Below are 25,844 nucleotides of genomic sequence, written 5' to 3' on the forward strand. Positions count from 1 at the left end.
CGGCACCAAGTCCGCTGGGCGCTCTCGGTTCGCCTGGAAGAGTTTTCAGGTCAGCGTGAACACCGCGAAGCGGTGGGCCGACCGGTACCGAGCCGAAGGAATCGCAGGCATCACCGACCGGTTCAGCCGCCCGCACCGGACCAGCCCGCCAGTAGAACGCGAGGTGGTGCACCTGCGGGAGACACGCTCGTCGAGGAGATCCACCACGATCCGACCATGGCCGGCGGTCAGGTCATCAGCGTAGTTGCGCGCCACCGGTACGACGACGCCCGATCCTGGAGGTCGATGGTGGCCACCGGTCATGAACCTGAACCGGAGGCCCTCGATCAACGGGACGAACCGTCGGGGCCGCTCCGTTCAGGATCTGCCTTCTCTCCGCATCGCGACAGGGCGTCGGCCTGGGCGGAGCCGCTACTCCGTTCGGGTGATCGTGGCGGCCGTGATGTCGTTGCCCTGCCTGTCCCCGGTCACCACGACCGTGTCGCCGGTCTGCAGGTCCTTGAGCGCACCGGTGAGCCGGACCTGCGTACGGTCGCCTGTCTGCACGGTGACCACCTCGCCGGACTCGCGCCGGACCTTCATGGTGTCTCCGTCGATGTCGGTGACGGTGCCGGTGGTGGCCGGGGTGGGGGTGGCGGCCGGGGGAGCGGCGCCACCGCCACGGGCACCGCCGCCGCGGGCCCCACCGGCGGGTCCGTCGACCGCTGCCCCGCGTCCCGCCGGTGCGGGGGCGGGATCCGGTCCGTATACCCGTTGCGCCTGAGCGCCGCCGGCGAAGCCGCCGACGAGCAGCAGCGCTGCCGCGAGCCACGGGGTGGCCCGGTTCCGCCAGGGGCGGGGTCCGGCGGCGAGAGCGGTGTCCAGGTCGGTCGTCATGTCTTCACCTGTCATTCGTAGCGGAGTGCGTCGATGGGACGCAGGCCGGCGGCGCGGCTGGCGGGGACACTGCCGAAGAACAGCCCGATCGCGACGGAGACGCCCAGGGCCAGTGCGACGGAGCTGGGCACGATCACCGGTTGCACGCCGACGATGGTGAACCGGCTGCCGATCAGGGCGGCGGCCACGCCGAGGCCGCCGCCGAGGACGCTGAGCATGGTCGCCTCGGCGAGGAACTGGGTGAGGATGGTGCGTCGGGGTGCGCCGAGGGCCTTGCGGATGCCGATTTCCCGGGTGCGTTCGGTGACGGTCACCAGCATGATGTTGGTGATGCCGATGCCGCCGACGAGCAGGCTGATGCCGGCGACGGTGCCGAGCAGGACGGTGAAGGTCTGTGCGGTCTCGGTGCGGGTGGCCAGGAGTTGGGCGGCGTTCTGGATCCGGTACGGCGCGGCACCCGCACCACCACCACCTCCACCACGGCCGGTGGCGGCGGTGCCGGCCGGTAGCTTGAGGCGCTGGTTGAGGATCTGGGTGACCTGCTGTTGGGCGGCGTTGACGCGGTCCGGGCCGGTGGCCTCGACGAGGATGGAGTTGACCGGGCCGTACCCGGTGATGGTCTGCTGCACGGCGGTGAGCGGGGCGACGGCGAGGTCGTTCGGGTCGGAGAAGCCGGACGCCGAACTCTTCTCGGCGAGGACGCCGACGACGGTGAACAGTGCGCCGCCGACGGTGACCTGCTGGCCGACCGGGTCGGTGTCGGCGAACAGCTCGGTGGCGACGGTCCGGCCGAGCACGACCACCCGCCGACCCTGGGCCACATCCTGGTCGGTGAAGGCGGCGCCGGCGGCGAGTGGGCTGTTCGACGAGCCGAAGTAGCTCGGGTGGGTACCGAGGAACTGCGCCACCGGGTGCTCCGTCCCGGCGTGGGTCATCGTCGGGGTGGTGCTGACCACCGGTGAGACCGCGCGGACGTCGGGGGCGAGTGCCGGGTCGTGCAGGGACCGCGCGATGTCGACCGTGAGTGCCGACGGCGTCGTCCCGCCGCGGGCGGTGCTGGACACGGTGATGGTGTTGGTGCCCAGCGCCTCGATGCTGCGGTTGACGGCCTGGGCGGAGCCGTTGCCGACGGCGACCAACAGGATGACGGCGGCGACGCCGATGAGGATGCCCAGCATGGTCAGTGCCGAGCGCAGCTTGTTGGCGGCGACGCCGCGGCCGGCGAAGCGGAGGATCTCCAGCAGGCTCACCGGGCACCGTCCTGTCGTACGTCGGTGGTGATCCGTCCGTCGAAGAGGGTGACCAGCCGGCGGGCGCGGGCGGCCACCTCCGTCTCGTGGGTGATCATGACGATGGTGCGGCCGGCGGTGTGCAGCTGGTCGAGGATGGCCAGCACCTCCTCGGTGGAGCGGCTGTCGAGGTTTCCGGTGGGTTCGTCGGCGAGGATCAGCGCTGGCTCGGTGACCAGGGCGCGGGCGACGGCGACGCGTTGCTGTTGCCCGCCGGAGAGCTGGTTCGGCTCGTGGTCGGCCCGGCCGGCGAGACCCACCATGTCCAGGGCCGCGAGGGCCCGTCGGCGTCGCTCGGCCGGCTTGACGCCGGCGTACGCCAGGGGCAGCTCGACGTTGGCCACCGCCGAGGTGCGGGGGATGAGGTTGAACGACTGGAAGACGAACCCGATGCGCCGGTTGCGGACGAGGGCCAGCCGGGCGTCGTCGAGTCGGCTGACGTCGACCCCGTCCAGGCGGTAGGTGCCGGCGCTGGGTACGTCGAGGCAGCCGAGGATGTTCATCAGCGTCGACTTTCCGGATCCCGAGGATCCCATGATGGCCACGTAGTCGCCGGCCGCGACGGTCAGCGACACCCCGCGCAGCGCGTGCACGGTCGCCTCGCCCTGTCCGTAGACCTTGGTCAGGTCACGGACGTCGAGCACCGGACGGTTCGGGCCCTCGGTGGTGCGGTGGGCTCCGTCGACCAGGTAGAGGGTCACCGGTTGCCCCGCCCGCCGCCACCGGTCAGGCCGCCGCCCGCGGGCCCGCCGCGCCCGCCGCCGCCGGTGCTCGGGTCGGCGCCGCCGGTGCTGGGCAGCACGACCCGGTCGCCCTCGGTCAGGCCGGAGGTGATCTCGACGAGTTGGTCGCCCCGCAGGCCCACCTCGACCGGGCGGACGACCGGGTTGCCGTTGTCCAGGACGGTCACGGTGTTCCGGTTGCCGGCGCTGGTCACCGCGAGAGCGGATACGGCGACGACGTTCTCGGCCGTGTCGAGGGTGACGGTGACCTGCACGCTCTGGCCGGGCCGGGCGGCATCCGGACGGTCCTTGAGGCTCAGGGTGACGCCGTAGGTCACCACGTCGTTGGCGGTGGTGGCGTTCGGGTCGATCGCGGCGAGCGTCGCGTCGGCGGTGGTGCCGGGCAGCGCGTTCCAGCTGACCGTGGCGGGCATGCCTGCCTTGAGCCGGGTAGCGTCGGCCTCGGGTACCGCGGCGGTGACCTCCAGCCGGGTCAGGTCGGCGATCTGCACGAGTCCGTCGCCTCCCGAGCCCGACGCGGTGCTCCCGCCTCCGGTCGCGCCGCCGGTGGTCGCGCCGCCCGTGGTCGCGCCGCCTCCGGTCGCGCCGCCCGCCGAGGTGCCGGAGTCCCCGACGCTGCCGTTGACGGCCACCACGGTGCCGGCGATCGGCGCGGTCAGGGTGGCGCCGTCGACCTTCTCCCGCGCGGCGGCGACCTTCAGCTCCGCCTGGGTCACCGCCGCATCCGCCTGGGTGGTGGAACCGTCGGTCTCCGCCGCCCGGTCCGCCGCATCCTGTGCCGCGTCCAGGTCGGCCTCGGCCGCCGCGAGTTCCCGCTTCGCGGCCGAGGCGTCGACCCGGGCCAGCACCTGGCCCTTCTTCACCGAGTCGCCGACGGCCACGGTGATCTCCGTGATCGGCCCGGCGGTGGCGAAGGTCGCGGTCGCGGTCGCCGCGCTGCGCACCGATCCGGGTACGGACACCGCGGACGTCACCGTCGCCCGGCTCACCGGCACCGTCCGGGCCTCGCCGGCGCTCGCCGTCCCCGGCGCGGTGAACGTGGTGTACGCCCAGCCGCCGGCGAGCAGCACCGCCACGACGAGGCCGGTGTTGACGAGCAGGGACGGGCCGCGGGCAGGGATGAGTCGTCGCACACGCATGTCCGACAGCCTGGGGGTGGCGGCTCGGAGCGCACCCGGCGCAACCTCGGAGCCGGCTGGGAGTCGGGCGGTGGTCAGCTGTCGGCGAGAAAGTCCTCGATCCGGTGCCAGATGTCGTCGCTGTTGTCGTCCTGCATCATCAGGTGCGTGTTGCCCCGGACGCCCTCGTCGGGCAGGTACACCAGCTGGGCCGGGTGGCCGGCGGTGTCGACGAGACCGACGGTGCGCCGGCAGGCGTCGAGTCGCCCGGTCTGCCGACGTTCGGCGATCCGGTCGCCGTAGACCGCGATCGTCGGCGCGGTGGGTGCCTGGTCGGCGTCGGTGGGGCAGCCGACGGGTTCGACGGCCACCACCGCCACGACCTGCTCGGGGTGTTGGTCGGCCACCGCGAACGCGGCCGAACCGGCGGCCGAGTGGGCGAGCAGGATCGCCGGGCCGGTCCGCTCCAGCAGGGCCAGCAGCGCCTGTTCCTGAGCCGTCGCTCCCGGTCCCCGGCTGCTGCTGTCGGCCGCACCGGTGGCGGTCGCCGACGGTTCGGGGGTGGGTTGCTGTGGGGGCGCGTCAGCGCGTGCACCGGCCGTGCCGCCGTCAGGCCGCCAGTACGGTGGCAGGGCGGCGAGGAACTGGTCCATGTCCCGCACCGGGAACCGGGTGTCCGGGTACGGCTGGCCGGGTGACGCCCCGAAGCCCCAGCGCGGCCAGATTTCCTCCTCGCTCCACACCGACATCGTCGGTTGGCTCTCTGGTGGGGCCTCGCCGGCGGCCACCGCGTTGAACGGCCGCACGTCGAAGCCGGAGATGGCCAGGGACGGCTCGTCCAGCACGTACACGGGGTGGCCGGCGCGGGCCGCCTGTTGTGCCCAACCCTCCCGGCCGTCCGGCGTGGTCAGGAAGATCGACGAGCTGAGCCCGAGCCCCGGCATCATGATCACCGGGGGCTTGTCGGCCCCGGTGGGGACGAGTTGGTGGACCATCGTCTGCCCGGTCCAGGTGGTCGACGTCCGGTCGCCGCTGTCGTCGGTGACCTGCTGCCCACCGACGAAGAAGTAGCCGCTCGCCGTCACCGTCAGCCCTTCGTCGCGGGTGTCGTCGACCCATCGGGGCACCAGGAGCGCCCCGGTCAGTAACGCCAGGGCCGCCGTCGCCGCGATGGTCCGTGTTCTCGTACGCATGCTGCCTCCCGTTCGGTTCCTGCACGGCAGTGAACGGGGGCAGGCTCGGAGCGGGCTCCGTGCCCGCTGGACGTTCTCGCACAGCCGCCGGTGGATCAGCCGTGGATGGTGCGGAGCAGGTCGACCAGTTCGTCGCGGTCGGCGTCGGGCACCGAGGGCAGCAGGACCCGGAAGGTGGCCCCCCGGCCGGGGGCGGTGAGCAGCTCGACCCGGCCCTGGTGTCCCCGCACGAGGGCCGCCACGATGGACAGGCCGAGGCCGGACCCGCCGCTGCCGCGGGCCCGACTCGGGTCGGCGCGGTAGAGCCGCTCGAAGACCCGTACGGCCTGGTCGGTGGCCAGGCCCGGCCCGTCGTCGGTCACCTCCAGCACCGCGGCCGGCGTGGCGGCGGGCAGCGGGTCTCCCACCGCCGTGACGGGCGGCGGTCCGGCCGGCGTACCCCGCAGTCGCCCGGTGCGGACCGTCACGTGGGCCTGCGGCGGCGTGTGCTGCAGGGCGTTGTTGAGCAGGTTGGCGGCCACCTGGCGCAGCCGGTGCTCGTCGCCGCTGACCATCACCGGTTCGAACCCGTCGTCGTCGTGGAGGGCCACCAGACGGATCCGCCGCTGGGGTGCGCGGGCGTGCGCGTCGCGGACGCTGTCGGCGGCGACGGCCAGCAGGTCGACCGGCCGGCGTCGCAGGGGGCGTTCGTGGTCGAGTTGGGCGAGCAGCAGGAGGTCCTCGACGAGCAGGCCCATCCGGGCGGCTTCGGCCTCGATCCGCGCCATCGTCTCGTCCAACTCCGGACCCGGTGGCGTTCCGCCCCGACGGTAGAGCTCGGCGAAACCCCGGATGGAGGTCAGTGGCGTGCGCAGTTCGTGTGAGGCGTCGGCGATGAACTGCCGCAGCCGCCGCTCCGACTCGCGGCGGGCGGCGACCTCGGTGGAGATCCGGTCCAGCATCAGGTTGAGCGCCCCACCGAGCCGGCCCGGCTCGGTGTGCGGATCGGCGTCCGGCACCCGGCGCGCCAGGTTGCCCCCGGTGATCTGCGCCGTGGTCTGCTCCATCCGGGTCAACGGCCGAAGGCCGAGCCGGACCACCACCGCGGCGAGCGACGCCAGCAGCATCAGGACGACCACGATCACGACCGCGTCGATCAGCAGCAGCAGGTCGGTGGTCTCCTCGACCTCACGCAGCGACACCGCCAGCACCGCGATGCCCCGGTCGTCGCCACGCTCGACCACCAAGGCTCGCCAGGCGGCTGTTCCGTCGGTGGCCTCGACGGTGTACGGGCGGGCGTCGGTGGCACGGGCGACGAGCCCGTCGTACGGCTCGACCACCGGCACCGTGGTCGACTCGTCGGAGCGCCGGACGTCCTCCAGATTGCCGTCCGGGCCGTACAGCAGCACCACCTGCTCCGGGCCGAGCCGGGCGCGCGGCAGCACGCGCGTGCGTTCGCGCGGGTCGTAGGTCGGGACGGTGTCCCGGGTGAACGGCCGGCTCACCGCGGTGAGCTGGTCGTCGATGCGGTCGGTGAGGGTTCGGCGCAGCAGCACCAGCCCGGCCGCGTTCGCCGCGACCAGCGCGAGTGCGGTCAGCGCTGCCACGACCACGACCAGCCGGGACCGCAGGGTCCAGCGTCCCCAGCGGCGCAGCCGCCGCACGCGGACGGCGCGACGGCGTCCCACCGTCACCCACCCCCCGTGCGAGGCACCCGCAGCGTGTAGCCGACGCCTCGGACGGTGTGCACCAGCGGTGGGGCCTGCACGTCGATCTTCTTGCGAAGGTAGTAGATGTACGACTCGACGATCCGTCCGTCGCCGCCGAAGTCGTAGTTCCACACCCGGTCGAGGATCTGCGCCTTGCTGACCACCCTGCCGGCGTTGACCATCAGGTACCGCAGCAGGTTGAACTCGGTCGGCGACAGCTCGACGACGCGGCCGCCGCGCCGGACCTCGTGCGCGTCCTCGTCCAGTTCGAGGTCGGCGTAGCGCAGCACGCCGTCCGGCGCCGGCGCGTCGTCGGCGCGGCTGCGGCGCAGGATCGCCCGGATCCGCAGCACCACCTCCTCCAGGCTGAACGGCTTGGTCACGTAGTCGTCCGCCCCGACGGTCAACCCGGAGATACGGTCCTCCACCGTGCCCCGCGCGGTGAGGAACAGCACCGGCACCCCGGCCCCCGTGCCGGGCAGCCGCCGGGCGACCTGGAAGCCGTCGAGGTCGGGCAGCATCACGTCGAGCACCACCAGGTCCGGATCGAACTCCTCGGCCAGGGCCAACGCCTCATGGCCGCCGCCGGCCACCCGCACGTCGAACTCGACCAGCCGCAGCGTCGCCGACAGCAGGGCACGGATGTTCTCCTCGTCGTCGACGACGAGCACACGGGTACGGCGATCAGACACGATTGCCAGGTCTATCGGGGAAACCTCGGAGCGAGCTGGGAGCGACCTGTTCCGGAGCTGAGCGAGATCATCCGGTGGCGAGGACCAGGTCACCCTCGGCGAGGCCGGACCTGATCTCCACGAACTGGTCCCCCCGCACACCGATCACGACGGCGCGTGGTTCGGCCGCCCCGGCGAGCAGTACGGTGCCCGACCCGTCGGGCCGAATCTCGACCGCGCCGGACGGGACCCGCAGGACGTCCGCGACGGTGGCGATCCGGATCCGCACGGCGGCGCTCTGCCCGATCAGCAGATCGTCCGGAGCACCGTCCAGCGCGAGCCGGACCCCGAACCGGACCACCTGACCGTCGCTGGTGCCCACCGGGTCCACCTCGACCACCTCGGCGTCCAGTTCGGTGTCCGGCCGTCCGGCCGGGGTCACCGTGGCGGCCTGCCCCACCGTGATCTGCCCGGCGTCGGCTTCCGGAAAGGTCGCCGTGATCTGCATCCCGTCGACGACCGCCAGCTCGATGAAGCGCGCACCCGCCGACACCCGGGTTCCCACCGGCCCGGCCACCGACAGCACCCGTCCGGCGACCGGCGCGGTGATGGTCGTGCCGGCCAGCCGATCCTCCGCCTCGGCCAGGTCCAGCTGCGCGGCCGTCACCTGCTGGTGCGCCCGCAGCAGCGGGTCGGCGCCGGCGGCGTTCCCGCCCGGCCCCGAACCACCCGGCTCCGCCGGGCAACCTCGTGGGCCCGCCGACGCCGGGGTCGACGCGCTAGCCGCCGGCCCCTTCCCGGTTCCGCTCGGCGAGGGCTTGACGGGGGCGGCCGACGATCCCGTGGGAGTCGGTGTGGCCGACCGGGTGGCCGACGGCGAGGGCTGGTCAGGCTCGGGCCTCGGTGTGGGTGACCCCGGGTCGCCCGATGGCGTCGTCCGGGCGGTGTCGCCCGCCGTGGCGGCGCCGGCTGCACCTCCCGCGCCGTCTCCCCGCGTGTCCGACACGGGTGACGTGGCGCACGCGAGGGTGTCCGGTTCATCCTCGGCCTCGAGGTCGTCGAGCGCGGCGCGTGCGTCGGCCAGCGCCTGCTCCGCGCGCGTCACCTCGGCGTGGGCCTCCTCGTCGTCGAGTACCGCGAGCACCTGCCCGACGGTGACGTCGGCCCCCGGGCGGACCCGGATCTCGGTCACGGTGCCGACCGCGGTGAACGCCAGTCCACGGCTCGCCGCGGGCCGTACCGAGCCGGTGGCGGCGACCGCCGAGGTCACCTCACCCCGGTCCACCCGTACGGTCGCCGCCGGCGCTGCGGTCCGATCCGCGTCGCCGGGAAACGCGACCGCCCCCGCCGCGACAGTGACCGCGACCAACGTGGCGGCGGCGACGGCGGGTACCGGCCGGCGCCGGACCGCCCGCCACACGTGCAGGTGGATGCCCATGGCAGCGATCGTCGACCCACTTGCTGACAGAGAACTCGGCCGCACCTCGGAGTTACCTCACAGCCCACCATTCCGAGGCGACTCCCAGGCCCGTCGGAGCGACGCCGGAGGTTGGTCGTCTCTGCTGACCCGGTCGGGCGGGCGTGGGCCCGCACCCGAGACCCGAGGAGAGCCACATGCCCCGCATCCATCGACGACCGGCCCTGACCGTGGCGGTCGGCGCCGCCCTGCTCGCACTCGCGGCCGGCTGCGGCGGCGAACCGGCGGCCGAGCAGTCGAACCCGACCCCGCCGGCGTCCGGTGGGCTGGCCGCGTACGCGGCGTGCCTGCGCGAGCAGGGCATCGACGTACCCGATGACCTGCCCTCGGCCCGACCCGGCCGCAGCGGGCAGGGGGACCGGACGGCCCGACCGAGCAACCGACCCACCGCCCGACCCTCGGGACAGCCGGCCGAGGGGAACCGCCAGGGCGGGCTGGAGGCGTTACGGCCGGCCGACGTCGACGACGCCACCTGGGCGAGCGCTCAGCAGGCCTGCGAGGGCTCACGCCCGCAGGGCGGCCGGCGCGGCGACGGCTGACCCGAGGGCGGTATGCCGGGCAGTTGACCCGTGGTGGCGGTGAAACCTTCCACCATGGGTCGGGGTGTCCGTCTGTGAGCCGTCCGGCCGGGCCGACAGCATCCGGTCCCGGCCGGGCGGCGACCGCACCCTCGTACCGGAAGGACCACTGATGCCAAGGATCAACCGCCCCGGCCTCGCGGCTGCCGCCTGTGCCCTCGGGCTCGGCGCCGCCGTCGCGCTCACCGGGCAGCCCGCGCAGGCTGCGCCGCCGGCTCTCGACTTCGGTTGCGAGCGGATCGCCTGGAGTTCGGACGGCAACTACCACGACCGCGACGACATCGGCGCGTCCGCCATGACGCTGGCGCTGCTCGCGGAGAAGGGCCAGCAGTCCCGGCTCGTGCACTGGGACTACAACTCGCACCTGGGCAGCTCGACCGCGAGCTGGGAGCGGGACATGGTCACCGCCACCGAGGGCGTCGCCGGGCGGTTCGGCTACGACGTGGCCGGCATCTTCCGCAACAGCCAGACGAACCTCGGCGCAGCCGTGTCCCACCTCCGCGCGGCGGTCAACGCCTCCACCGCCGGCAACACCCTCTGCCTCGTCGGTGCCGGCCCGATGGGCGTGGTGTACCGGGCGTTGCAGGGCTCGAACAGCGCCGCGCGTCAGCACGTCACCCTGATCTCGCACTCGGACTGGAACAACAACCACGACGACGACGACAACCGGTGGAACCTCGCCGACATCCGCCGCGACTTCCCCCAGGTGAAGTACAAGCGGATCCCGGACCAGAACGCCGGTCTGGGCACCGGTGGCGGCGAGGGGAAGTGGGCCTGGATGGCCGACGACTCCGACCAGCGGCTGCGGTACGTGCACGACGTGGTCAACGACGTCATGAACAAGAAGGGCGACGTCTCCGACGCCGGGATGATGTACTACCTGATCACGGGTGACGCCTCCGGAAACGCCAACAAGCTGCGCAACTTCCTGCGGTGACGGCGGGCGGGGGGCGGTGACCGTTCCGCTGCGCCTGGCCTGTACCGGCGGGTCGGGCCTTCCCTCGACGTCGACAGCAGCACCGTGAGCTGAGCGGGTGGGGTGCGGCGGTGACGCCGTGCTCCACCCGGTTCTGCTCAGGGGCGAAGGTGGGCGAGGAGGTCGCCGGTCGCGGTCGTCTCGTCCACCCGGAGCGCCGCGTGCAGTTGCTGTCGGCCCCGCCGCAGCCACGTCTTGACGGTGTTCTCCGGGACGCCCAGCTCGACAGCCACGTCCCGCACCGGAAGGTCGACGACATAGTGCAGCACCAGTGCCTGCCGGTGCCGTACCGGAACCGCCCGCAGCGCCTCGGTGACGGCGACGCCGTCGGTGCTGTCGTGGTCGTGGGCCCGATCGCTGCCGAGGCGCAGCAGGGCGGCCGCGCCGCGCATCGCCCGGCGACGCCGGGAGAACGCGAGGTTGAACGCCACCCGCCGGACCCACGCCTCCGGCACCTCGTAGCCGCTGATCTTCGCCCACCGGGGCAGCGCACGGGAGAACGCCTCCTGGGCAAGCTCTTCGGCGTCGTGATGGTTACCGGTCAGCACGAACAGCTGGCCCACCAGTCGACGGTACGTCGCCAGGTAGAACTCGGTGAACTCCCGATCTGTCGACATCGGACCCTTCGACACCTGTTCGCAGTGCGCATCCCCGGATCCAGGGCGCTTGCCGTGCGGCGACCATCCGACCTGGACACTGTCGTACTCATCCGCTTAAATAACGATCGCACCGTATGTGATTAATGCGGCAGCGTCAAACAGTGGAAGGGCGACGGCTACGCCCCGAGGAGGTGGCGGTGACTGACGGAATTCCGGACTCGGAGGCGACGCGTGACGCGCTGCGCCGGATGGCCGGGACCGCCGCCCACACCGCGCGTCCACCGGATCTCGGCGACCTGCGCCACCGCGTCCGCCGTCGCCGCATCCGGTCCGTCGCCGCAGCCGGCTTGGCCGCCGTGGCGATGGCGGCCGTTCCCGTCGGCGTGGTCGCCGGGATGGGCGCACCCCCGCCCGAGCCGCAGCTCGCCGCGCCCGCGCCGACGACCCCTGCCTCACCGGCGCCGGTGCCCTCGCCGCCCCGCCCCTCCGACGTCCCGTCCACCGCGACGGCGAGCGCCCGGCCCAGGGAGACCGACGGCCCGATCCAACCGGCGACCGAGCCGACCGCCGGCACCCGTCGGGTGAAGCTGTTCCTGTTGCGTGAACAGGTCGGTCGGCGCTGCCCGCAGGTCGTCGCGGTGACCCGGGAGGTCCCGGCCCGCAGCGTCGCCAGGGAGGCCCTGCGTGCGTTGCTCGACGGCCCCTCGCCGGCCGATCGGGCCGCCGGCCTGAGCAGTGCCTTCGACGGTGACGCCCACCGCTTCCGCTACCTCAGGTTGGACGGGACGAACGCGCGGGCGGATTTCACCGACCTCGACGGCATCCTCGCTCCGAACGACAGTTGCGAGAAGACCAAGCTGCTGGAGCCGATGCGCCGCACCCTGGAACAGTTCGGCTGGATCGAGCAGACGCGCTTCTCCATCCGCGGTGACCAGCGAGCCTTCTACGTCGATCTGCTGCACGACCGGGTTCCCGAGTGACCACCCGCTCGGCGACCTCCCACGCTTGACCGAACGGGTCGAGCTGTGAAACCTGGCACCGGCCCGCGGAGTGCCATTGGGTGTGAACCTCCAACACCAGAATCAGAGCAGGCCGCCCGTTCCCCTTGGCACCCACGGCCTCGTACCGGCCATTCGACGGCGGCCGCAGGTCGTCGCGCTGATGCTGATCGTTGCCCTCGCCGGGGCGGGCGCCGGGTGCGAGCCGGGCGACGCCCGGGTTGCGTCATCGGCTCCATCGGCGACGCCGCCGGTCACCGTCGCGGTCACGACGACGCCGGCCCCGGTCCCGAGCGCCTCGGTAGCGCAGCGCACCAGCGGCGCCCCGGCCTCCGGTGCGCCGAGCAGACCCGATTCCGCCGCGACGACCAGGGCATCCACGACCCCACGGCTGCCGGTCACCAGCAAGAACACCTCGCAGGGACGGCTGTACATGGTCTCCGGGCTGTCACAGTTCGAGGCCAACCACGCGTACCGGTACATCGCGATCGTCACCGGCACCGAGCCGGGCGCCAACGGCCACCCCGGGCTCAGCGCCGCGCAGAAGGCCGCTCTCCGCACCCACCTCAGCTCCATCGTGGCCACGGTCTCCACCGACCTCGGTGGCAAAGGCCTGCTGCCGGGTGACGACAGAATCAGCTACTTCGAGATGTACACCGCGATGGCACTCGGATCGACGCTCTACCGCCCGTTCTTCGCGGCCGAGGCGCACATCGACGACGAGTACGGCCGCAACTGGAGCGAGAACCTCCGAAAGCTGGTCGCCGCGGCCGGCGGGATCTCCGCGGACATCGTCACGATGATGCTCGACCGAGTCGCCGACGGTCAGCGGATCCATAGTGGACACAACGGCGCCGTCGAGACCTTCGGCGGGCTGGGCGACGAGTACCAGCCGCACCGCCTGCGCAACGACAAGGCCTTCTCCCGCAGTGCCGGCCGCCTCCAGGAGGTCATCGACACACTGAGGTGAGGACCGGCCCCGCCCGGCCGGCGGTTCCGCGCCGGCTCGGCGGGAGGCGGGGTCGGGCGGCCGTCCTGGTCGACGGCGAATGTGACGCTGCGCCTGGCCGTGATGGATCCTCTGCTGGCGACAGCCGTCAGGGAGTACCTCCCCTCGGGCACCGTCCGGCTGTCCCATCCGAAGGGCGACCCGTCGTCGTCGCCACCGAAGAAGTGCGGAGGATCCAGATACCCGCCACCATCGCGGTCGCCGCTGCGGTGAGGGTGGTGGTACTCCGGGTGCGGAGTCGGGTAACGGCCCGGCTCCGCACCCGGTGGTGCCGTCACTCGCAGCCGGTGACGACGACCTTGTTGCCGGAGGTGTTGACGCCCTGGACGGTGTTGGCGGAGGTGCTGCGCACCACCGCGCAGTCGCCGCCCTCGACCCGGATGGTCTTGTTCTTCACGCCGTCCTTGAACGCGTAGAGCGGCGCCTCGACCATGCCCGGGTTGACCTTGCGGACGAAACCCGCACCGACGATCCGGATCGTCCGGGTGTCGGCCTGCGTGCCGCCGGCCCAGGAGAAGACGCCCTGGTTGTAGCCGTCGGACGAGTTGGAGATGACGGTCAGCCCGTCCAGGATCGCGGTGCCCTTCCCGTAGTCACCCCAGGCCATCTGGATCGGCGCGCCGTTGCGGTTGTGCACGATCGTGGTGTCCCGGATGGTGAGGTCGCCGGTGTAGAGCTTGGCGGAGTCGTCCCACGTGTCGATCAGGGTGTTCTCGATCAGCGAGTCGTCGCCGCCGCTGAAGCCGTCGGAGTTGTTGCTGCCCAGGTCCCGGGTGTCGAGGTACCGCATGCCCGACATGACGACATGCGCGTTCTTGGCCCACATGTGGTAGAAGCGCGGGTTGACCGACGTGTAGGTGCGCAGGGTCAGCTTGATCTTCGCTTCGGTGGTCACGCCGGCCCGGGCGTAGTCCTTGACGTGCGGGCCGTCGCCGGTCAACTGGGACGTCTGCTTGTCCCGGCCGGTGATCGTCAGCGCCTTCGTGCGGTTGGCCGGGATGAAGAAGTTGCCCTTCAGCGTCACCCCTGCGCCGATCACGATCTCCGTCCAGGAGTCCGGTACGGACAGCTTGCCGATGGCCTTGTTCGCGGTGAACGTCGCCACCCCGTTGCTGACCGATGGGTTCGCCGCACTCACGTCGCCGCCGGTCGCCGGCGTCGCGCCCGGCGCGCCGACCCGCTGACCGACCGTGAACCGTACCGTCTGCTGGGCGGTGCCACCGGGGCCGATCGCCCGCACCGCCAGCGTGTACGCGCCGTCCGGGGCGGCGGCCGCGTTCCAGCCCGGCACGACCGTGCCGTTGTTGCCCAGGAAGTAGTAGGGCGCATCCCGTTCGGTCCAGGTCGCCGTGCTCGCGCCCGAGAGCGAGAACTCCACCCGGTCGACCGTGCCGCTGGTGCGCGCCTCGATCCGGGCGGTGCCGCTCAGCGTGGCGCCCTCGGTGACACCGGCGAGCTGGGTGATGCGGGGGGCGTCGTCGGCGGAGGCGGTCGGGGCCACCGCCCAGGCCCCACCACCCGCGGCCACCAGCAGGCCGGCAATCGCCAGCTGACGCCAGGATCGTCGTGACATCGTCGTGTCTCCTCAGTACTCGTTCGGCTTCCGTCGATCGGCGGAAGCACCGATCGCAGGAGGACACGTCGCGCCAGCGGCCCAGGTTTCACCGGGGGAACGCCGGATTCGGTGCTGCTGCGACGAAACCGTCCACGGCAGCGCGGAGTGTTCTGCACCGTCAGCAGCAACCCCGTGCCGGCCGTCGGGTCGACGAGGCCGGTGGCCCGAGAAGGAGTTCCGTGGTGCACAGAAGAGGGAGGCTGCTCACCGCAGCCGTCAGCGCCGTCACCGTGTTCGGGATGGCGGTCGCCGGCATCACCTCCGCCGACGCCGAACAACAGCAGGCCGCGATGGCGACCGCCGAGGTGGCCTCCGGCAACCCGATCGTGACGAACATCCGAGGGGCCGATCCGGACGTCCACGTGTGGGACGGCAGGGTGTGGATGTACACCTCCCAGGACCGGCCGCCGATCGACACCTCGACGAACTACTCGGGGATGGACGGCTACCACGTCTTCTCCTCCACCGACATGGTCAACTGGACCGACCACGGCGAGATCCTGCACTCCCGCGACGTCAGCTGGGGATCCCGCGGCTACATGTGGGCGCCGGGCGCGGCCCGCAGGGGCACGACGAACTACCTGTTCTACCCGCACAAGGACAGGAGCGGGATCTGGCGGATCGGTGTGGCCACCGCGAACAGCCCGGCGGGGCCGTTCGCCGACAGCGGCCGTCACATCCCGAACATCTCCGGGATCGACCCGATGGTCCTGCAGGACGGCAGCGACTACTACCTGTACTGGAGCGGCTGGAAGAACGAGGGCGGGCAGACCAGGCACGTCCCGTACGTGGCCAAACTCAAGAGCAACATGGCTGAACTCGCCGAGAGCCCGAGGGTGGTCAGCTACGGCGCGACCAACCACAAGGAGGGCATCTTCGTCTTCAAGAAGGCCGGCACCTACTACTTCACCTACACCGACTGGCAGGGCGAGAGCGATCAGGGTTTCTGGGCCACCGGCAGCTCACCGTACGGCCCGTTCGGCGGCGCGGGCCAGCTCAAGGGAGCGGTCGGGCCGAGCCCGGCCGGGGCGCAGGACCACCATTCGATCATCCGGTACGCCGACAGGTGGTACTACTTCTACCACGTGGGCAACTACACCAACGCCGCCGGTGAGCCCGGTGCCGGATACCGCCGCAACGCCTCGGTGGACTACCTGCACTTCCGCGCCGACGGTGGCCTGAAGAAGGTCGTGCACACCACGACGGGGGTGAGGCAGGTGGCCTCGCCGGGCGGCGCCAACCCGCCAGGTGTCCCCGGCCGCATCCAGGCGGAGGACTTCACCGCGCAGACGGGCGGCGTTCGCATCGAGACCACCGCCGGTGCCGACGGGCGCAGCATCGGGTACGTCACCGACGGCTCCTCGGTCACGTACGAGGTGGACGTCGCCGCCTCCGGCCGCCACCGGCTGACCTTCCGCTACGCGTCGGCGGCGACGGGCGCCCGGATCAGCGTCAAGCAGGGCCAGGCGCAGGTCGGGGGGACGACCGTCCGCGGCACCGGTGGCTGGACGGCCTGGCAGGTCGTCGCCGCCGACGTCGACCTCAGGGCCGGCACGAAGCAGCGCCTCACCCTCACCTTCGAGGGCGCCGGCGACTACCTGCTCAACCTGGATCTCTTCGACGTGGTCCAGCGCTGACGGCGACGTGCACCAGGCGTTCCGCCCGGGCAGGACGGCCGGGCGGAACGCCGTCGCCGGCGGTGGCTACCCGGCTGCCTTCGACGGGATCCCGCTCGGCCGGACACCCGACGTCGGTCGGGGAGTCGCTCGATTGCGTGGACGTTTCAGAGCCTCGATCTACGCCGTCGCAGGTCAGGGGCGGTGGGGTGGGGTGAGGGGATCGAAGATGTGGCCCGTATGTACGTGCTCTGACGATGCTTGGGCCGTGTATATCGGCAGCTGGCTGGCAACGACGGTGACCACCGTCGTCGTTGCTGCTGCCCGGGTGAGCGCATCCCGGGGAGGGCCGTACCGACCTCGTGCGACGGCGACTACGCCGGGGTGCCGCAGTGATGGACCATGGCTGCGACGCGCCGGCGAGCACCGATCGGCAGGGTGCCGCCTGCCGGCACTCGATCCACCTGGTCCGACCGCCGCCGGAGCAATCTGGCTGAACATGGCGATCAGGTGCCCCGATCAGGCATTCAGTGTGGTCGCGCTGCAGAGGCCCGGGGTCGACGGGCGCCGCGGCGAGCCCCATCGCGGTCCGGAGAAAGCCGCCGATCGTCGATCGGTCCCGGCGTGCCGAGTGACCACCTCGGCCCAACCGTTCCGGTTGTCTCGAAGGTGCGTCGACGTGTCGGCGCGGGTGTCCTGCCGCCGGCCTCTGGCGAAGACACTCCCGCACAGTCCCCGGTTCCCGCCGGTGTGGCGCGGCGCGGGATCTCGACGTCAGCAGAAAAAACCGCTCACGGCGACGGCGTCGCTTTCGTCGCTCGAATCTCGTGCACCAAAAGCAGGGGATGGGGGACTTTGACCTGAGTCTTCGGTGCGCATTAAGTCTTACCGGTGACGTGACGAGTCGGTGACAGTTTTCGGGTTGGAGGCTGCTCGCTTTTCGACGAGCGTTGTGGCTGCCCTGAGCTGCTAACTTTGGGCGAAGCGACGGTCGGCAGTGGACTGCGCGCGGCTTTCTTCGCTTTGCATGAGTGCCCGGCTCCGCGCTTATTTTGATGCCAGATGTGACCGAGAAAAATTACTCTCTTGGATTATTGCAATGGAAGCGCGCTCGTGTGACAGTTGTGGGGCTTAGGGGCCGCTCGTAAACGGCACATCGGCGGGAGGTCAAGGGCACCGGTTCTCCGGATGGCCTACCCGCCGACCTGCTCATCGCGTCACTGTCGACGCCATCGCACCACCACCGCCCGTCCGGGTCGGGCACCTCAGGAACAACGTCGATGACACCGGTGGGCCGTTCGTTCGGCTGCCCGCCGGGTCGATCGACCGGGCCTCCCACGGCCCGGTACCGTCCCGAAGGAGATCTGTGCAAATGAACGTGTGGAGAAGGCTTTCCGGCTCACGCCGGGCGGTCGCGCTCTCCGGAGCAGGCGTCCTGGTCGCGGGAGGGCTGGTAGCGCTGCCCGTCACCGCAGCCCAGGCCGCCACCCAGTGCGAGGTGTCCTACTCGACCAACGACTGGCCGGGTGGGTTCACCGCCTCGGTCACCATCAAGAATGTCGGCGACGCCCTCAACGGCTGGACGTTGGGATTCACCTTCCCGGACGGCGGTCAGCGCGTGGGGCAGGGCTGGGCCGCACGGTGGGCGCAGTCCGGCCGGGAGGTCAGTGCCCAGAACGAGTCCTGGAACGGCGCCGTCGCCAGCGGCGCGACGCTGAGCCTCGGCTTCAACGGCTCGTGGAGTGGCAGCAATCCGAAACCGACGTCGTTCACGCTGAACGGCACGGTCTGCAACGGCGGCACTCCGACCACACCGCCCACCAGCAGCCCGTCGCCGACCACGAGCCCGACCACCGGTCCGTCGCCGACGACTAGCCCGACCCCGTCGCCGACCGGCCCGACGACCCCGCCCGGACCGAAGGTGGACAACCCGTACGCCGGGGTGAGGGGCTACGTGAACCCGGAGTGGAAGGCCAAGGCCGAGTCGGTCGCGGGCGGCAACCGGGTGTCGAACAACCCGACCGCGGTCTGGCTCGACCGCATCGCCGCCATCAACGGCACCCCGGACAGCAGCTCCAACGGCGCGATGGGCGTGCGGGACCACTTGGACGAGGCGCTGCGGCAGGGTGCCGGTTACATCCAGTTCGTCATCTACAACCTGCCCGGCCGCGACTGCGCCGCGCTCGCCTCCAACGGTGAGCTCGGTCCGAACGAGCTGCCCAAGTACAAGTCCGACTACATCGACCCGATCGCCGCGATCCAGGCCGACCCGAAGTACAAGGACCTCCGGATCGTCAACATCATCGAGATCGACTCGATCCCGAACCTGCACACCAACACCGGCGGCAGCCCGGGCGCGACCGCGATGTGCGACACGGTCAAGGCCAACGGCGCGTACATCAACGGCGTCGGCTACGCGCTGGCCAAGCTCGGCGCGATCGGCAACGTCTACAACTACATCGACGCCGCCCACCACGGCTGGATCGGCTGGGACAGCAACTTCAGCCCCGTCGCGACCCTGCTGCACCAGGCGGCGATCGCCTCGGGCAGCACGGTGGACAACGTCACCGGCTTCATCGTCAACACGGCGAACTACTCCGCCCTCAAGGAGCCGTACTTCAAGGTCACGGACACGGTGAATGGGCAGATGGTGCGGCAGTCCAAGTGGGTGGACTGGAACTTCTACGTCGACGAGCTCTCGTTCGCCCAGGCGTTCCGGCAGGAGCTGATCTCCAAGGGCTTCCGGAACAACATCGGCATGCTGATCGACACCTCCCGCAACGGCTGGGGCGGCTCCGCTCGGCCGACCGGCCCGGGCCCGATGACCAACGTCGACGCCTACGTCAACGGTGGCCGCATCGACCGCCGGATCCACGCCGGCAACTGGTGCAACCAGGCCGGGGCGGGTCTCGGTGAGCGGCCTCGGGCGAACCCCGAGCCGGGCATCGACGCCTACGTCTGGGTGAAGCCGCCGGGCGAGTCGGACGGCTCCAGCACCGCCATCCCGAACGACGAGGGCAAGGGCTTCGACCGGATGTGCGACCCGACCTACACCGGCAACGCCCGCAACGGTTACAGCATGACCGGGGCCCTGCCCAACGCACCGATCTCCGGTGCCTGGTTCCCGGCGCAGTTCGCGCAGCTCATGCAGAACGCCTACCCGGCGCTGTCCTGATTCCGGTGCGCGTCGGTCGCTCGAACCCGGCACGTCACCACTCGCGGTAGTTCCCGCGTCCCTGATCCCGGCCGCCCGGCCGGGGTCAGGGACGCTTGGGGTGACCGGTGCGAACGAGAACGTCGTCCAGGCCGGCAAGCTGACCGCGCCGGCGCCCCGCCTGGGCCAGCCTGCTCACCGGCCAGGCCCCCGTCCACCACCGGCTGCTGGCCGACCGCGCCAGAAGGCTGGGCCTCCGCGCGGTCGTCCAAACCGCCCGACTCGTCGATGGGCAACGCCGGTTTCCGCACCGTGGGCCGCGCACGACGACGGGCTTGCTCGATGCCACCCGCCCGATCTCGCCGGCACGCGGGGGTACCGGCCCCCGGCTCGCCCAACCGAGGGCCGGTACGTGTCACCACCGCCGTGTGGAGCGGGTCGCAGGCCGGTGGTGCGTGCGGCACCCGTTCGGTCGGACGGAGTCGGGCGGTGGGCCCGAGGCTGCCATGCTCATCCACGCATCTCAATTCTGGCGCGATGATCACCGATGACAGTGCCGGAGCCGTCACTCCGCGGAAGGTCGGTTGAGCAGCGTATCCGTAGGCGGTCGCGGATCTCGCCGGCGATCGTCCGGGCCGAGCGAAGGCTGAAATGATTCATCGACGGCGCCGGGGTGGCGGTGACATGAAACCCCCGGGGGCGGGTCGGGGTGTTCACCGGCGTCCGGGCCCGCCGGGCGGAGTTCGTCGACGGGCGGACCGACCGCCCATGGAACAACCGTGTTGCAGTTCGGGCGTCGTATCGCGCTGACCCTCGTGGCCCGTCCTCGGTTCTGGTCGCCACCTCGGTTGCGCAGTGTTACCGAGGTATTGCCACAAAGTTTCCATTGACGTTGTCCGTGTTCACTGTATACAACGTATCCGTCAGGTTCGCATCGACGAACGGAGGTCGAATGAACAAGGCGTTCAGCAGGGGGTGGCGCGTCGCCGCGACGGCGGTCGCGGCCGTCACGCTGCTCGGTCCCGGCGCGGTGGCCGCCCACGCGGCCGCACCCGCGCTCAACTACCCGTGTGAGCGGATCGCGGTCAGCTCCGACGGCAACTACCACGACCGCGACGACATCGGCGCCTCCGCGATGGCGCTCGCGCTGCTCGCGGAGAAGGGCCAGCAGTCCCGCCTGGTGCACTGGGACTACAACTCGCACCTGGGCAGCTCGACCGCGAGCTGGGAGCGGGACATGGTCACCGCGACCGAGGGCACCGCGAGCCGGTTCGGCTACGACACGGGCGTCATCTTCCGCAACAGCCAGGCCGATCTCGGCCGGGCGGTCACCCACCTGAAGAACAAGATCGATGCCTCGACGGCCAGCAGCCGGCTCTGCCTGATCGGCGCCGGGCCGATGGGTGTCGTACACCGGGCGCTGGACGCCTCTAACCCTGCGGTCCACCCGCACGTCACGCTGATCTCCCACTCCGACTGGAACAACAACCACGACGACGACGACAACATCTGGAACCTCGCGGACATCCGCCGCGACTTCCCCCAGGTGCGGTACACCCGCATCCCGGACCAGAACGCCGGCCTGGGTACGAACGGCGGCGAGGCCAGGTGGTCCTGGATGGCCAACTCGGCAGACCCGGGTCTGCGCTACGTGCACGACGTGGTCAACAACGTGATGAACAAGAACGGCGATGTCTCCGACGCCGGAATGATGTACTACCTGATCACCGGTGACGACTCCGGCAACGCGACCAAGCTGCGCAACTTCCTGCAGTGAGGGTGGACGGGGTGGCGCCCGCTGGCGACACCCGCGGTCACGCCGCCCCGCCCACCGCCCGGGCAGTGCCGCGGGCTGCTCCCGAGCCACCGGGCTGACTGACAGTGGCGCCCTCGTCCGTCACCGCCCGACAGTCGGCCCCGACGACGGCTCTCCCCGAGACATCGGAACGGGCCGACGCGATCGACCTCCGCACCCCCACCACACCTTCTCGCCCCCTCTTTGGAGGAGCCATGGCACACCTGAGCCGCACCGGCCTGACCCGCCGCCACGCGCTGAGCCTCGGCCTCGGCGCCGGCCTCACCGTCGCCCTCGCCGCCTGTGGCGAGGACGGCACCTCGACCGCCGGCGGGACGTCGCTCGGCGGAGCCAGCCTCACCGGCCTGATGCGCGCCAGCTTCATCCCCGCCATCCACGAACTCCAGCAGAAGCAGGCCACCGCCTGGGCGGACTCCCACGACGGGGCCGTCGAGCTGACCTTCGCCAAGGAATGGCGGGAGCAGATCGCCGCGGTCGTCGAGTCCCGCGCCGGCGAGGACCTCGGTGAGCTCTTCGCCAACCAGGCGCACATCTACGCGGATCGCCTGGTCGACCTCACCGACCTGTGCGAATCCATCGGTGAACGCAACGGCGGCTGGTACGACGTCGCCCGGGACGCCTGCGTCGTCGACGGCCGGTGGCGGGCCGTTCCGCGCGCCTACACCGCGCACGTGATGAACTGGCGCACCGACCTGTTCGCGCAGGTGGGGATCACCGAGTTTCCGAAGACCTGGACCGGTCTCGTCGAGGCCGCGACCCGGCTGCGGGACGCGAAGCTTCCCCGGGTCGCACTCACCATGAGTCAGGCGGGGCCGAACGACTCGGCCAGCGTCGCCTACTCCCTGCTGTGGTCCTACGGGGCCGCCGAGGTGGAGAAGGACGGCAAGACCGTCGCCATCAACAGCGCCGAGACGCGCGCCGCCATCAAGGTGATGCAGGACCTGGCCGCCGCGAGCGCCCCGGAGATCTCCTCCTACGACGAGGGCGGCAACAACACCAGCTTCCTCGCCGGCAAGATCGCGGTGACCCAGAACGCCACCAGCATCTGGTACACCGCGCAGAAGCAGGCTCCGGACGTCGCGAAGAACATGAGCCACGCGCGCTACCCCGAGGGCCCCGCCGGTCACCAACAGCTCGTCGAGATGAACTCGCTGGCGATCTTCTCGCACAGCAAGCGGATCGAACCGGCCAAGGACCTCTTCGGCCACCTGATGGACAAGGCGCAGCTCGGCAAGCTGGCCGAGATCGCGCTCACCTACTACACCCCGTTGCTGAAGGGCTACGACGACCTGCCCACCATGCCGTGGAACTCCGAGGCCAAGCTCAAGGGACTCAAGGGTCTGGCCGCCGGCGGGCACATGCCGGGCTGGCCGGGGCCGGCCTCCCGGCAGTCGGCCCAGGCGTACAACAACCAGACGATCGTCAACATGTTCGCCCGGGTGATCAGCGGCAAGGCCAGCGCGGAGGAATCCATCCGGGTCGCCGAGGGTGAGCTCAAGAAGGTGTACGGGGGCTGACGTCGATGACCGTACGCACAGTGGACCGGGCCGCGGGGCCGCGACACCCGGCCCGGCCGGGCCCTCCGGCCGCCCGTGAGCGGTGGTCCTTCCTGGACCGCGAGACCCCGCTGGGCTACCTGCTCGTCCTGCCGATGGCGGTGGTGGTCCTCGGGCTGGTGGGCTATCCGCTGGTGCTCACCGTGTGGTTCAGCCTGACGGACAAGTCACTCGGCAGCGATTCGGTCTCCTTCGTCGGGCTGACCAACTACCTGGAGCTGCTCGACGACCCGGTCTTCGCCCGGACCATGTGGAACACGTTCAACTACACCGTCACCGCCGTGCTCGCGAAGCTGGTGTTGGGCCTGGTGATGGCGCTGGCGCTCAACGAGGTCCGTCGGTTCCGCCGGTTCTTCCGGGCCGCGTTCCTGCTGCCCTGGGTCGTGCCCTCGTCGTTGAGCGTGCTGGCCTGGATGTGGATGTTCCAGGCGGACTTCAGCGTGCTGACCTACCTCGGCCGGCAGGCCGGGCTGGTGGACGGCAACATCCCGTGGTTGGGCGAGGCGGGCTGGGCGATGGCCGCCGTGCAGACGGTCAACATCTGGCGTGGCGCCCCGTTCTTCGGGATCATCATCCTCGCCGGGCTGGCCACCGTACCCAAGGAACTCGTCGAGGCGGCCGTCGTCGACGGCGCGAGCGCGTGGCAGCGGTTGCGGTACGTCATCCTTCCGCACCTGACCCCGATCCTGGTGGTGGTCACCCTCTTCTCGTTCGTGCAGACGCTCGGCGACTTCCAGATCGTCTGGATCCTCACGAACGGCGGCCCGGTCAACAGCACCCACCTGATCAGCACGCTGGCGTTCCGCACCGGCATCCGGGGCGCGGACATCGCTTCCGGTTCGGCGATCTCGTTCTTCGTGTTCCCCGCGCTCGCCGCGATCATCGCGCTGCAACTGACCGTGATGCGACGAAAGGCGAAATGACCATGACCACCGTGTCCGGCCGGGCCGCCCGGCCACCCCTGCCCGCGCCTCCGCCGCGTACCGGACGGGTTCTGCGCCGCCTGAAACTGGGCCGCCGACTGCTGATCACCGTCACGATGACGTTGTTCACCGTCTTCACGCTGTTCCCGTTCGTCTGGATGGCGCTGACCTCGCTGCGCACCGGATCGGACCTCTACCGGGTCGCCGACCGGCCGTTCTCGGTCAGTGGGCTCACCCTGGAACACTTCCGGGAGCTGCTCACCGAGACGAAGTTCCTCACCTGGACGCTGAACAGCCTGATCGTGGCGCTGTCGGCCTCGGCGATCGCCCTGGTCATCGGGGTGCCGGCGGCGTACAGCCTGGGTCGGTTGCGGTACCGCGGCGGCGCCGTGGTGGGCGTGATCGTCTTCTCCACCTACCTCCTCCCGCCGGCGTTGCTGTTCATCCCGATGAACGTCGTGGTCAACCGGCTGCACCTGGGCAACACCCTCGGCGCGCTGATCCTGGTGTACCTGACCTTCCTGGTGCCCTTCATCGCCTGGATGCTCTCCAGCTACTTCCAGAGTCTGCCGGTCGAACTGGCGGAGGCCGCCCGGATCGACGGCGCCAGCCGGCTGCGGGCGATGATGGTGATCGACCTGCCGTTGGTGCTGCCGGGCGTGGTCTCGGTGTTCTTCTTTGCCTTCACCCTCTGCTGGCAGGAATACCTGTACGCGTTGACCTTCGTGCGCTCGACCGACAAGCAGCCCGTCGCGGTGGGCCTGGTCAACGCACTGCAGGTCGGCGACGTGTTCGCCTGGGGCCAACTGATGGGCGGTGCGCTGCTCGGCGCGCTGCCCGTGGTGATCATCTTTTCCTTCCTCATGGACTACTACCTGTCCGGCCTGACCGCGGGAGCGGTGAAGGGATGAGCATGCGCGAGCAGGTTCGCGGGCTCGACCACGTCGGGCTGGTGGTGCCCGACACGGAGCAGGCGCTGGCGCTGTGGCGGGACCGGTTGGGCTTCGCCGTCACGCACGCCGAGGTGGTCAACGACGACACGGTCCTGCTCACCCACCTCGACCTCGGCAACGTCCACCTGCAACTGGTGCAGCCGCTGGTCCGGCCGCACCCGCTGCACGAGTGGCTGGACCGGCACGGTGCCGGCCTGCACCACCTCTGCTTCGCGGTGGACTCGGTCGACGTGGCCTGGCACGGCGACGGCGTCGGCGTCCCGCCCGACCAGCCGGCGCCGCACCAGGGGATCCGCGGCCGGCGCTCGGTCTTCCTCGATCCGCGCCGCTCCGGCGGCGTCCAGGTGGAGCTGACCGGCTCATGAGTCACCTGTCGACCGCGCCGACCTGGCCGGGCTGCCCGCCCCGTGGGCGGAGCCCTTCGTACCGCCACTGGCACAGCGCATCGCCGCCGAACGGCGCACGGTCGTCGTCCTCGACGACGACCCGACCGGCACGCAGACGTGCACGGGGTGCCGGTGCTCACCCGATGGACGCCGCCGCCATCGCCGGGAACTCTCCTCCAGACCGCCGGCGTTGTTCCTGCTGACCAACTCGCGGTCGCTCGATCCGGCCCGGGCCGCGGAGATCAACACCAGGACCGGCCGGCAGATCCGTGCCGCGGCCGAGTCGGTGCGGAGTCGGGTCGTCGTGGTCAGTCGGGGTGACTCGACCCTGCGCGGACACTTCCCGGACGAGACCATGGCCTTGGCGGACGGTCTCGGTGGCGGGTTCGACGGCGTCCTGCTGGTGCCCGCCTTCATCGAGGGCGGGCGGGTGACCGTCGACGGCCGGCACTGGGTGGCCGATGCCGACGGCTGGACGCCGGTGGGCCGGACGCCGTACGCCCGGGACGCCACGTTCGGGTTCGGCTCGTCCGACCTGCCCGACTGGGTGGCCGAGCGCAGCGGCGGCCGGATCCCGCGCGAGGCCGTGCAGCTGCTGACGCTGCGGGAG

General features: G+C 71.1%; 22 protein-coding genes and 1 pseudogene. 13 read left to right on the forward strand and 10 right to left on the reverse strand.

From position 1 onward, the window contains the following. Nucleotides 1-31: 31 nt before the first annotated feature. Nucleotides 32-178: pseudogene (locus CO540_RS31110) on the forward strand (leucine zipper domain-containing protein); the annotation flags it as partial. Between the two features lie 233 nt (nt 179-411). Here CO540_RS31110 and CO540_RS29955 read toward each other — a convergent pair. The 8 genes from CO540_RS29955 to CO540_RS29990 all read right to left on the reverse strand — a co-directional run bounded on the left by CO540_RS29955 (nt 412) and on the right by CO540_RS29990 (nt 9,061). Then, entirely contained in the window at nt 412-876 is a 465-nt protein-coding gene (locus tag CO540_RS29955; protein ID WP_099164491.1) for a hypothetical protein, read from the reverse strand. A gap of 11 nt (nt 877-887) precedes the next feature. Continuing rightward, nucleotides 888-2,126 carry an ABC transporter permease gene (locus tag CO540_RS29960; RefSeq protein ID WP_099164492.1) on the reverse strand — a complete coding sequence of 413 codons (1,239 nt, stop codon included), beginning with the start codon at nt 2,124-2,126 and terminating at the stop codon, nt 888-890. Then, nucleotides 2,123-2,866, reverse strand: coding sequence for an ABC transporter ATP-binding protein (locus CO540_RS29965; RefSeq protein ID WP_099164493.1), 744 nt, complete (start codon nt 2,864-2,866; stop codon nt 2,123-2,125). Before CO540_RS29965 ends, CO540_RS29960 begins: the two co-directional genes overlap by 4 nt. After that, the gene (locus CO540_RS29970) at nt 2,863-4,047 is read right to left on the reverse strand and encodes an efflux RND transporter periplasmic adaptor subunit (RefSeq protein ID WP_099164494.1); all 1,185 of its coding nucleotides are present in this window, start codon (nt 4,045-4,047) and stop codon (nt 2,863-2,865) included. The genes CO540_RS29965 and CO540_RS29970 overlap by 4 nt, the downstream gene beginning before the upstream one ends. Nucleotides 4,048-4,121: 74 nt before the next feature. After that, complete coding sequence (locus CO540_RS29975; protein WP_157779194.1) at nt 4,122-5,219, reverse strand: hypothetical protein; 1,098 nt, start codon at nt 5,217-5,219, stop codon at nt 4,122-4,124. Between the two features lie 95 nt (nt 5,220-5,314). After that, entirely contained in the window at nt 5,315-6,886 is a 1,572-nt protein-coding gene (locus CO540_RS29980) for a cell wall metabolism sensor histidine kinase WalK (protein WP_099165030.1), read from the reverse strand. Between the two features lie 2 nt (nt 6,887-6,888). Next, entirely contained in the window at nt 6,889-7,599 is a 711-nt protein-coding gene (locus CO540_RS29985) for a response regulator transcription factor (RefSeq protein ID WP_371682257.1), read from the reverse strand. A gap of 67 nt (nt 7,600-7,666) precedes the next feature. Beyond that, entirely contained in the window at nt 7,667-9,061 is a 1,395-nt protein-coding gene (locus tag CO540_RS29990) for an efflux RND transporter periplasmic adaptor subunit (RefSeq protein WP_253866297.1), read from the reverse strand. A gap of 164 nt (nt 9,062-9,225) precedes the next feature. Here CO540_RS29990 and CO540_RS29995 point away from each other — a divergent pair, with 164 nt between their 5' ends. Beyond that, nucleotides 9,226-9,594, forward strand: coding sequence for a hypothetical protein (locus CO540_RS29995; RefSeq protein WP_099164497.1), 369 nt, complete (start codon nt 9,226-9,228; stop codon nt 9,592-9,594). Between the two features lie 151 nt (nt 9,595-9,745). Continuing rightward, complete coding sequence (locus CO540_RS30000; RefSeq protein WP_157779195.1) at nt 9,746-10,570, forward strand: hypothetical protein; 825 nt, start codon at nt 9,746-9,748, stop codon at nt 10,568-10,570. A gap of 137 nt (nt 10,571-10,707) precedes the next feature. Here CO540_RS30000 and CO540_RS30005 read toward each other — a convergent pair whose 3' ends face one another. Next, nucleotides 10,708-11,226, reverse strand: coding sequence for a sigma-70 family RNA polymerase sigma factor (locus CO540_RS30005; protein ID WP_099164499.1), 519 nt, complete (start codon nt 11,224-11,226; stop codon nt 10,708-10,710). Nucleotides 11,227-11,405: 179 nt separating this feature from the next. On the opposite strand from CO540_RS30005, the gene CO540_RS30010 reads away from it, so the two are divergent. Beyond that, nucleotides 11,406-12,188, forward strand: coding sequence for a GerMN domain-containing protein (locus CO540_RS30010; protein WP_157779196.1), 783 nt, complete (start codon nt 11,406-11,408; stop codon nt 12,186-12,188). Between the two features lie 76 nt (nt 12,189-12,264). Further along, nucleotides 12,265-13,176 (forward strand): hypothetical protein, encoded by a 912-nt coding sequence (locus CO540_RS30275; RefSeq protein ID WP_157779197.1) that lies wholly within the window; start codon nt 12,265-12,267, stop codon nt 13,174-13,176. A gap of 313 nt (nt 13,177-13,489) precedes the next feature. On the opposite strand, the gene CO540_RS30025 is transcribed toward CO540_RS30275, so the two are convergent. Next, nucleotides 13,490-14,788: a hypothetical protein gene (locus tag CO540_RS30025; RefSeq protein ID WP_157779198.1), complete on the reverse strand. Its 1,299-nt coding sequence runs from the start codon at nt 14,786-14,788 to the stop codon at nt 13,490-13,492. 221 nt (nt 14,789-15,009) lie between these two features. Between CO540_RS30025 and CO540_RS30030 the strand changes: the two genes are divergently transcribed. From CO540_RS30030 to CO540_RS30065, 8 genes are all read left to right on the forward strand, one after another. Next, nucleotides 15,010-16,467 (forward strand): family 43 glycosylhydrolase, encoded by a 1,458-nt coding sequence (locus tag CO540_RS30030; RefSeq protein WP_157779199.1) that lies wholly within the window; start codon nt 15,010-15,012, stop codon nt 16,465-16,467. Between the two features lie 1,351 nt (nt 16,468-17,818). Next, complete coding sequence (locus tag CO540_RS30035) at nt 17,819-19,621, forward strand: glycoside hydrolase family 6 protein (RefSeq protein ID WP_099160205.1); 1,803 nt, start codon at nt 17,819-17,821, stop codon at nt 19,619-19,621. Nucleotides 19,622-20,552: 931 nt separating this feature from the next. After that, complete coding sequence (locus CO540_RS30040; RefSeq protein ID WP_099160207.1) at nt 20,553-21,377, forward strand: hypothetical protein; 825 nt, start codon at nt 20,553-20,555, stop codon at nt 21,375-21,377. Nucleotides 21,378-21,610: 233 nt separating this feature from the next. Continuing rightward, complete coding sequence (locus tag CO540_RS30045) at nt 21,611-22,933, forward strand: ABC transporter substrate-binding protein (RefSeq protein WP_099160209.1); 1,323 nt, start codon at nt 21,611-21,613, stop codon at nt 22,931-22,933. A 5-nt stretch (nt 22,934-22,938) separates the two neighbouring features. Then, the gene (locus CO540_RS30050; RefSeq protein ID WP_099160211.1) at nt 22,939-23,895 is read left to right on the forward strand and encodes a carbohydrate ABC transporter permease; all 957 of its coding nucleotides are present in this window, start codon (nt 22,939-22,941) and stop codon (nt 23,893-23,895) included. Then, nucleotides 23,892-24,806: a carbohydrate ABC transporter permease gene (locus CO540_RS30055; protein WP_099160213.1), complete on the forward strand. Its 915-nt coding sequence runs from the start codon at nt 23,892-23,894 to the stop codon at nt 24,804-24,806. The genes CO540_RS30050 and CO540_RS30055 overlap by 4 nt, the downstream gene beginning before the upstream one ends. A 2-nt stretch (nt 24,807-24,808) precedes the next feature. Continuing rightward, a complete protein-coding gene (locus tag CO540_RS30060; protein WP_157779020.1) occupies nt 24,809-25,213 on the forward strand; it encodes a VOC family protein in 405 nt (134 codons plus the stop codon). Between the two features lie 79 nt (nt 25,214-25,292). Further along, nucleotides 25,293-25,844: four-carbon acid sugar kinase family protein (locus CO540_RS30065; protein ID WP_305777700.1), on the forward strand; the 552-nt coding region annotated here is incomplete at its 3' end.

The organism is Micromonospora sp. WMMA2032 (assembly GCF_002688545.1).
GTDB classification, from domain to species: domain Bacteria; phylum Actinomycetota; class Actinomycetes; order Mycobacteriales; family Micromonosporaceae; genus Micromonospora; species Micromonospora sediminicola.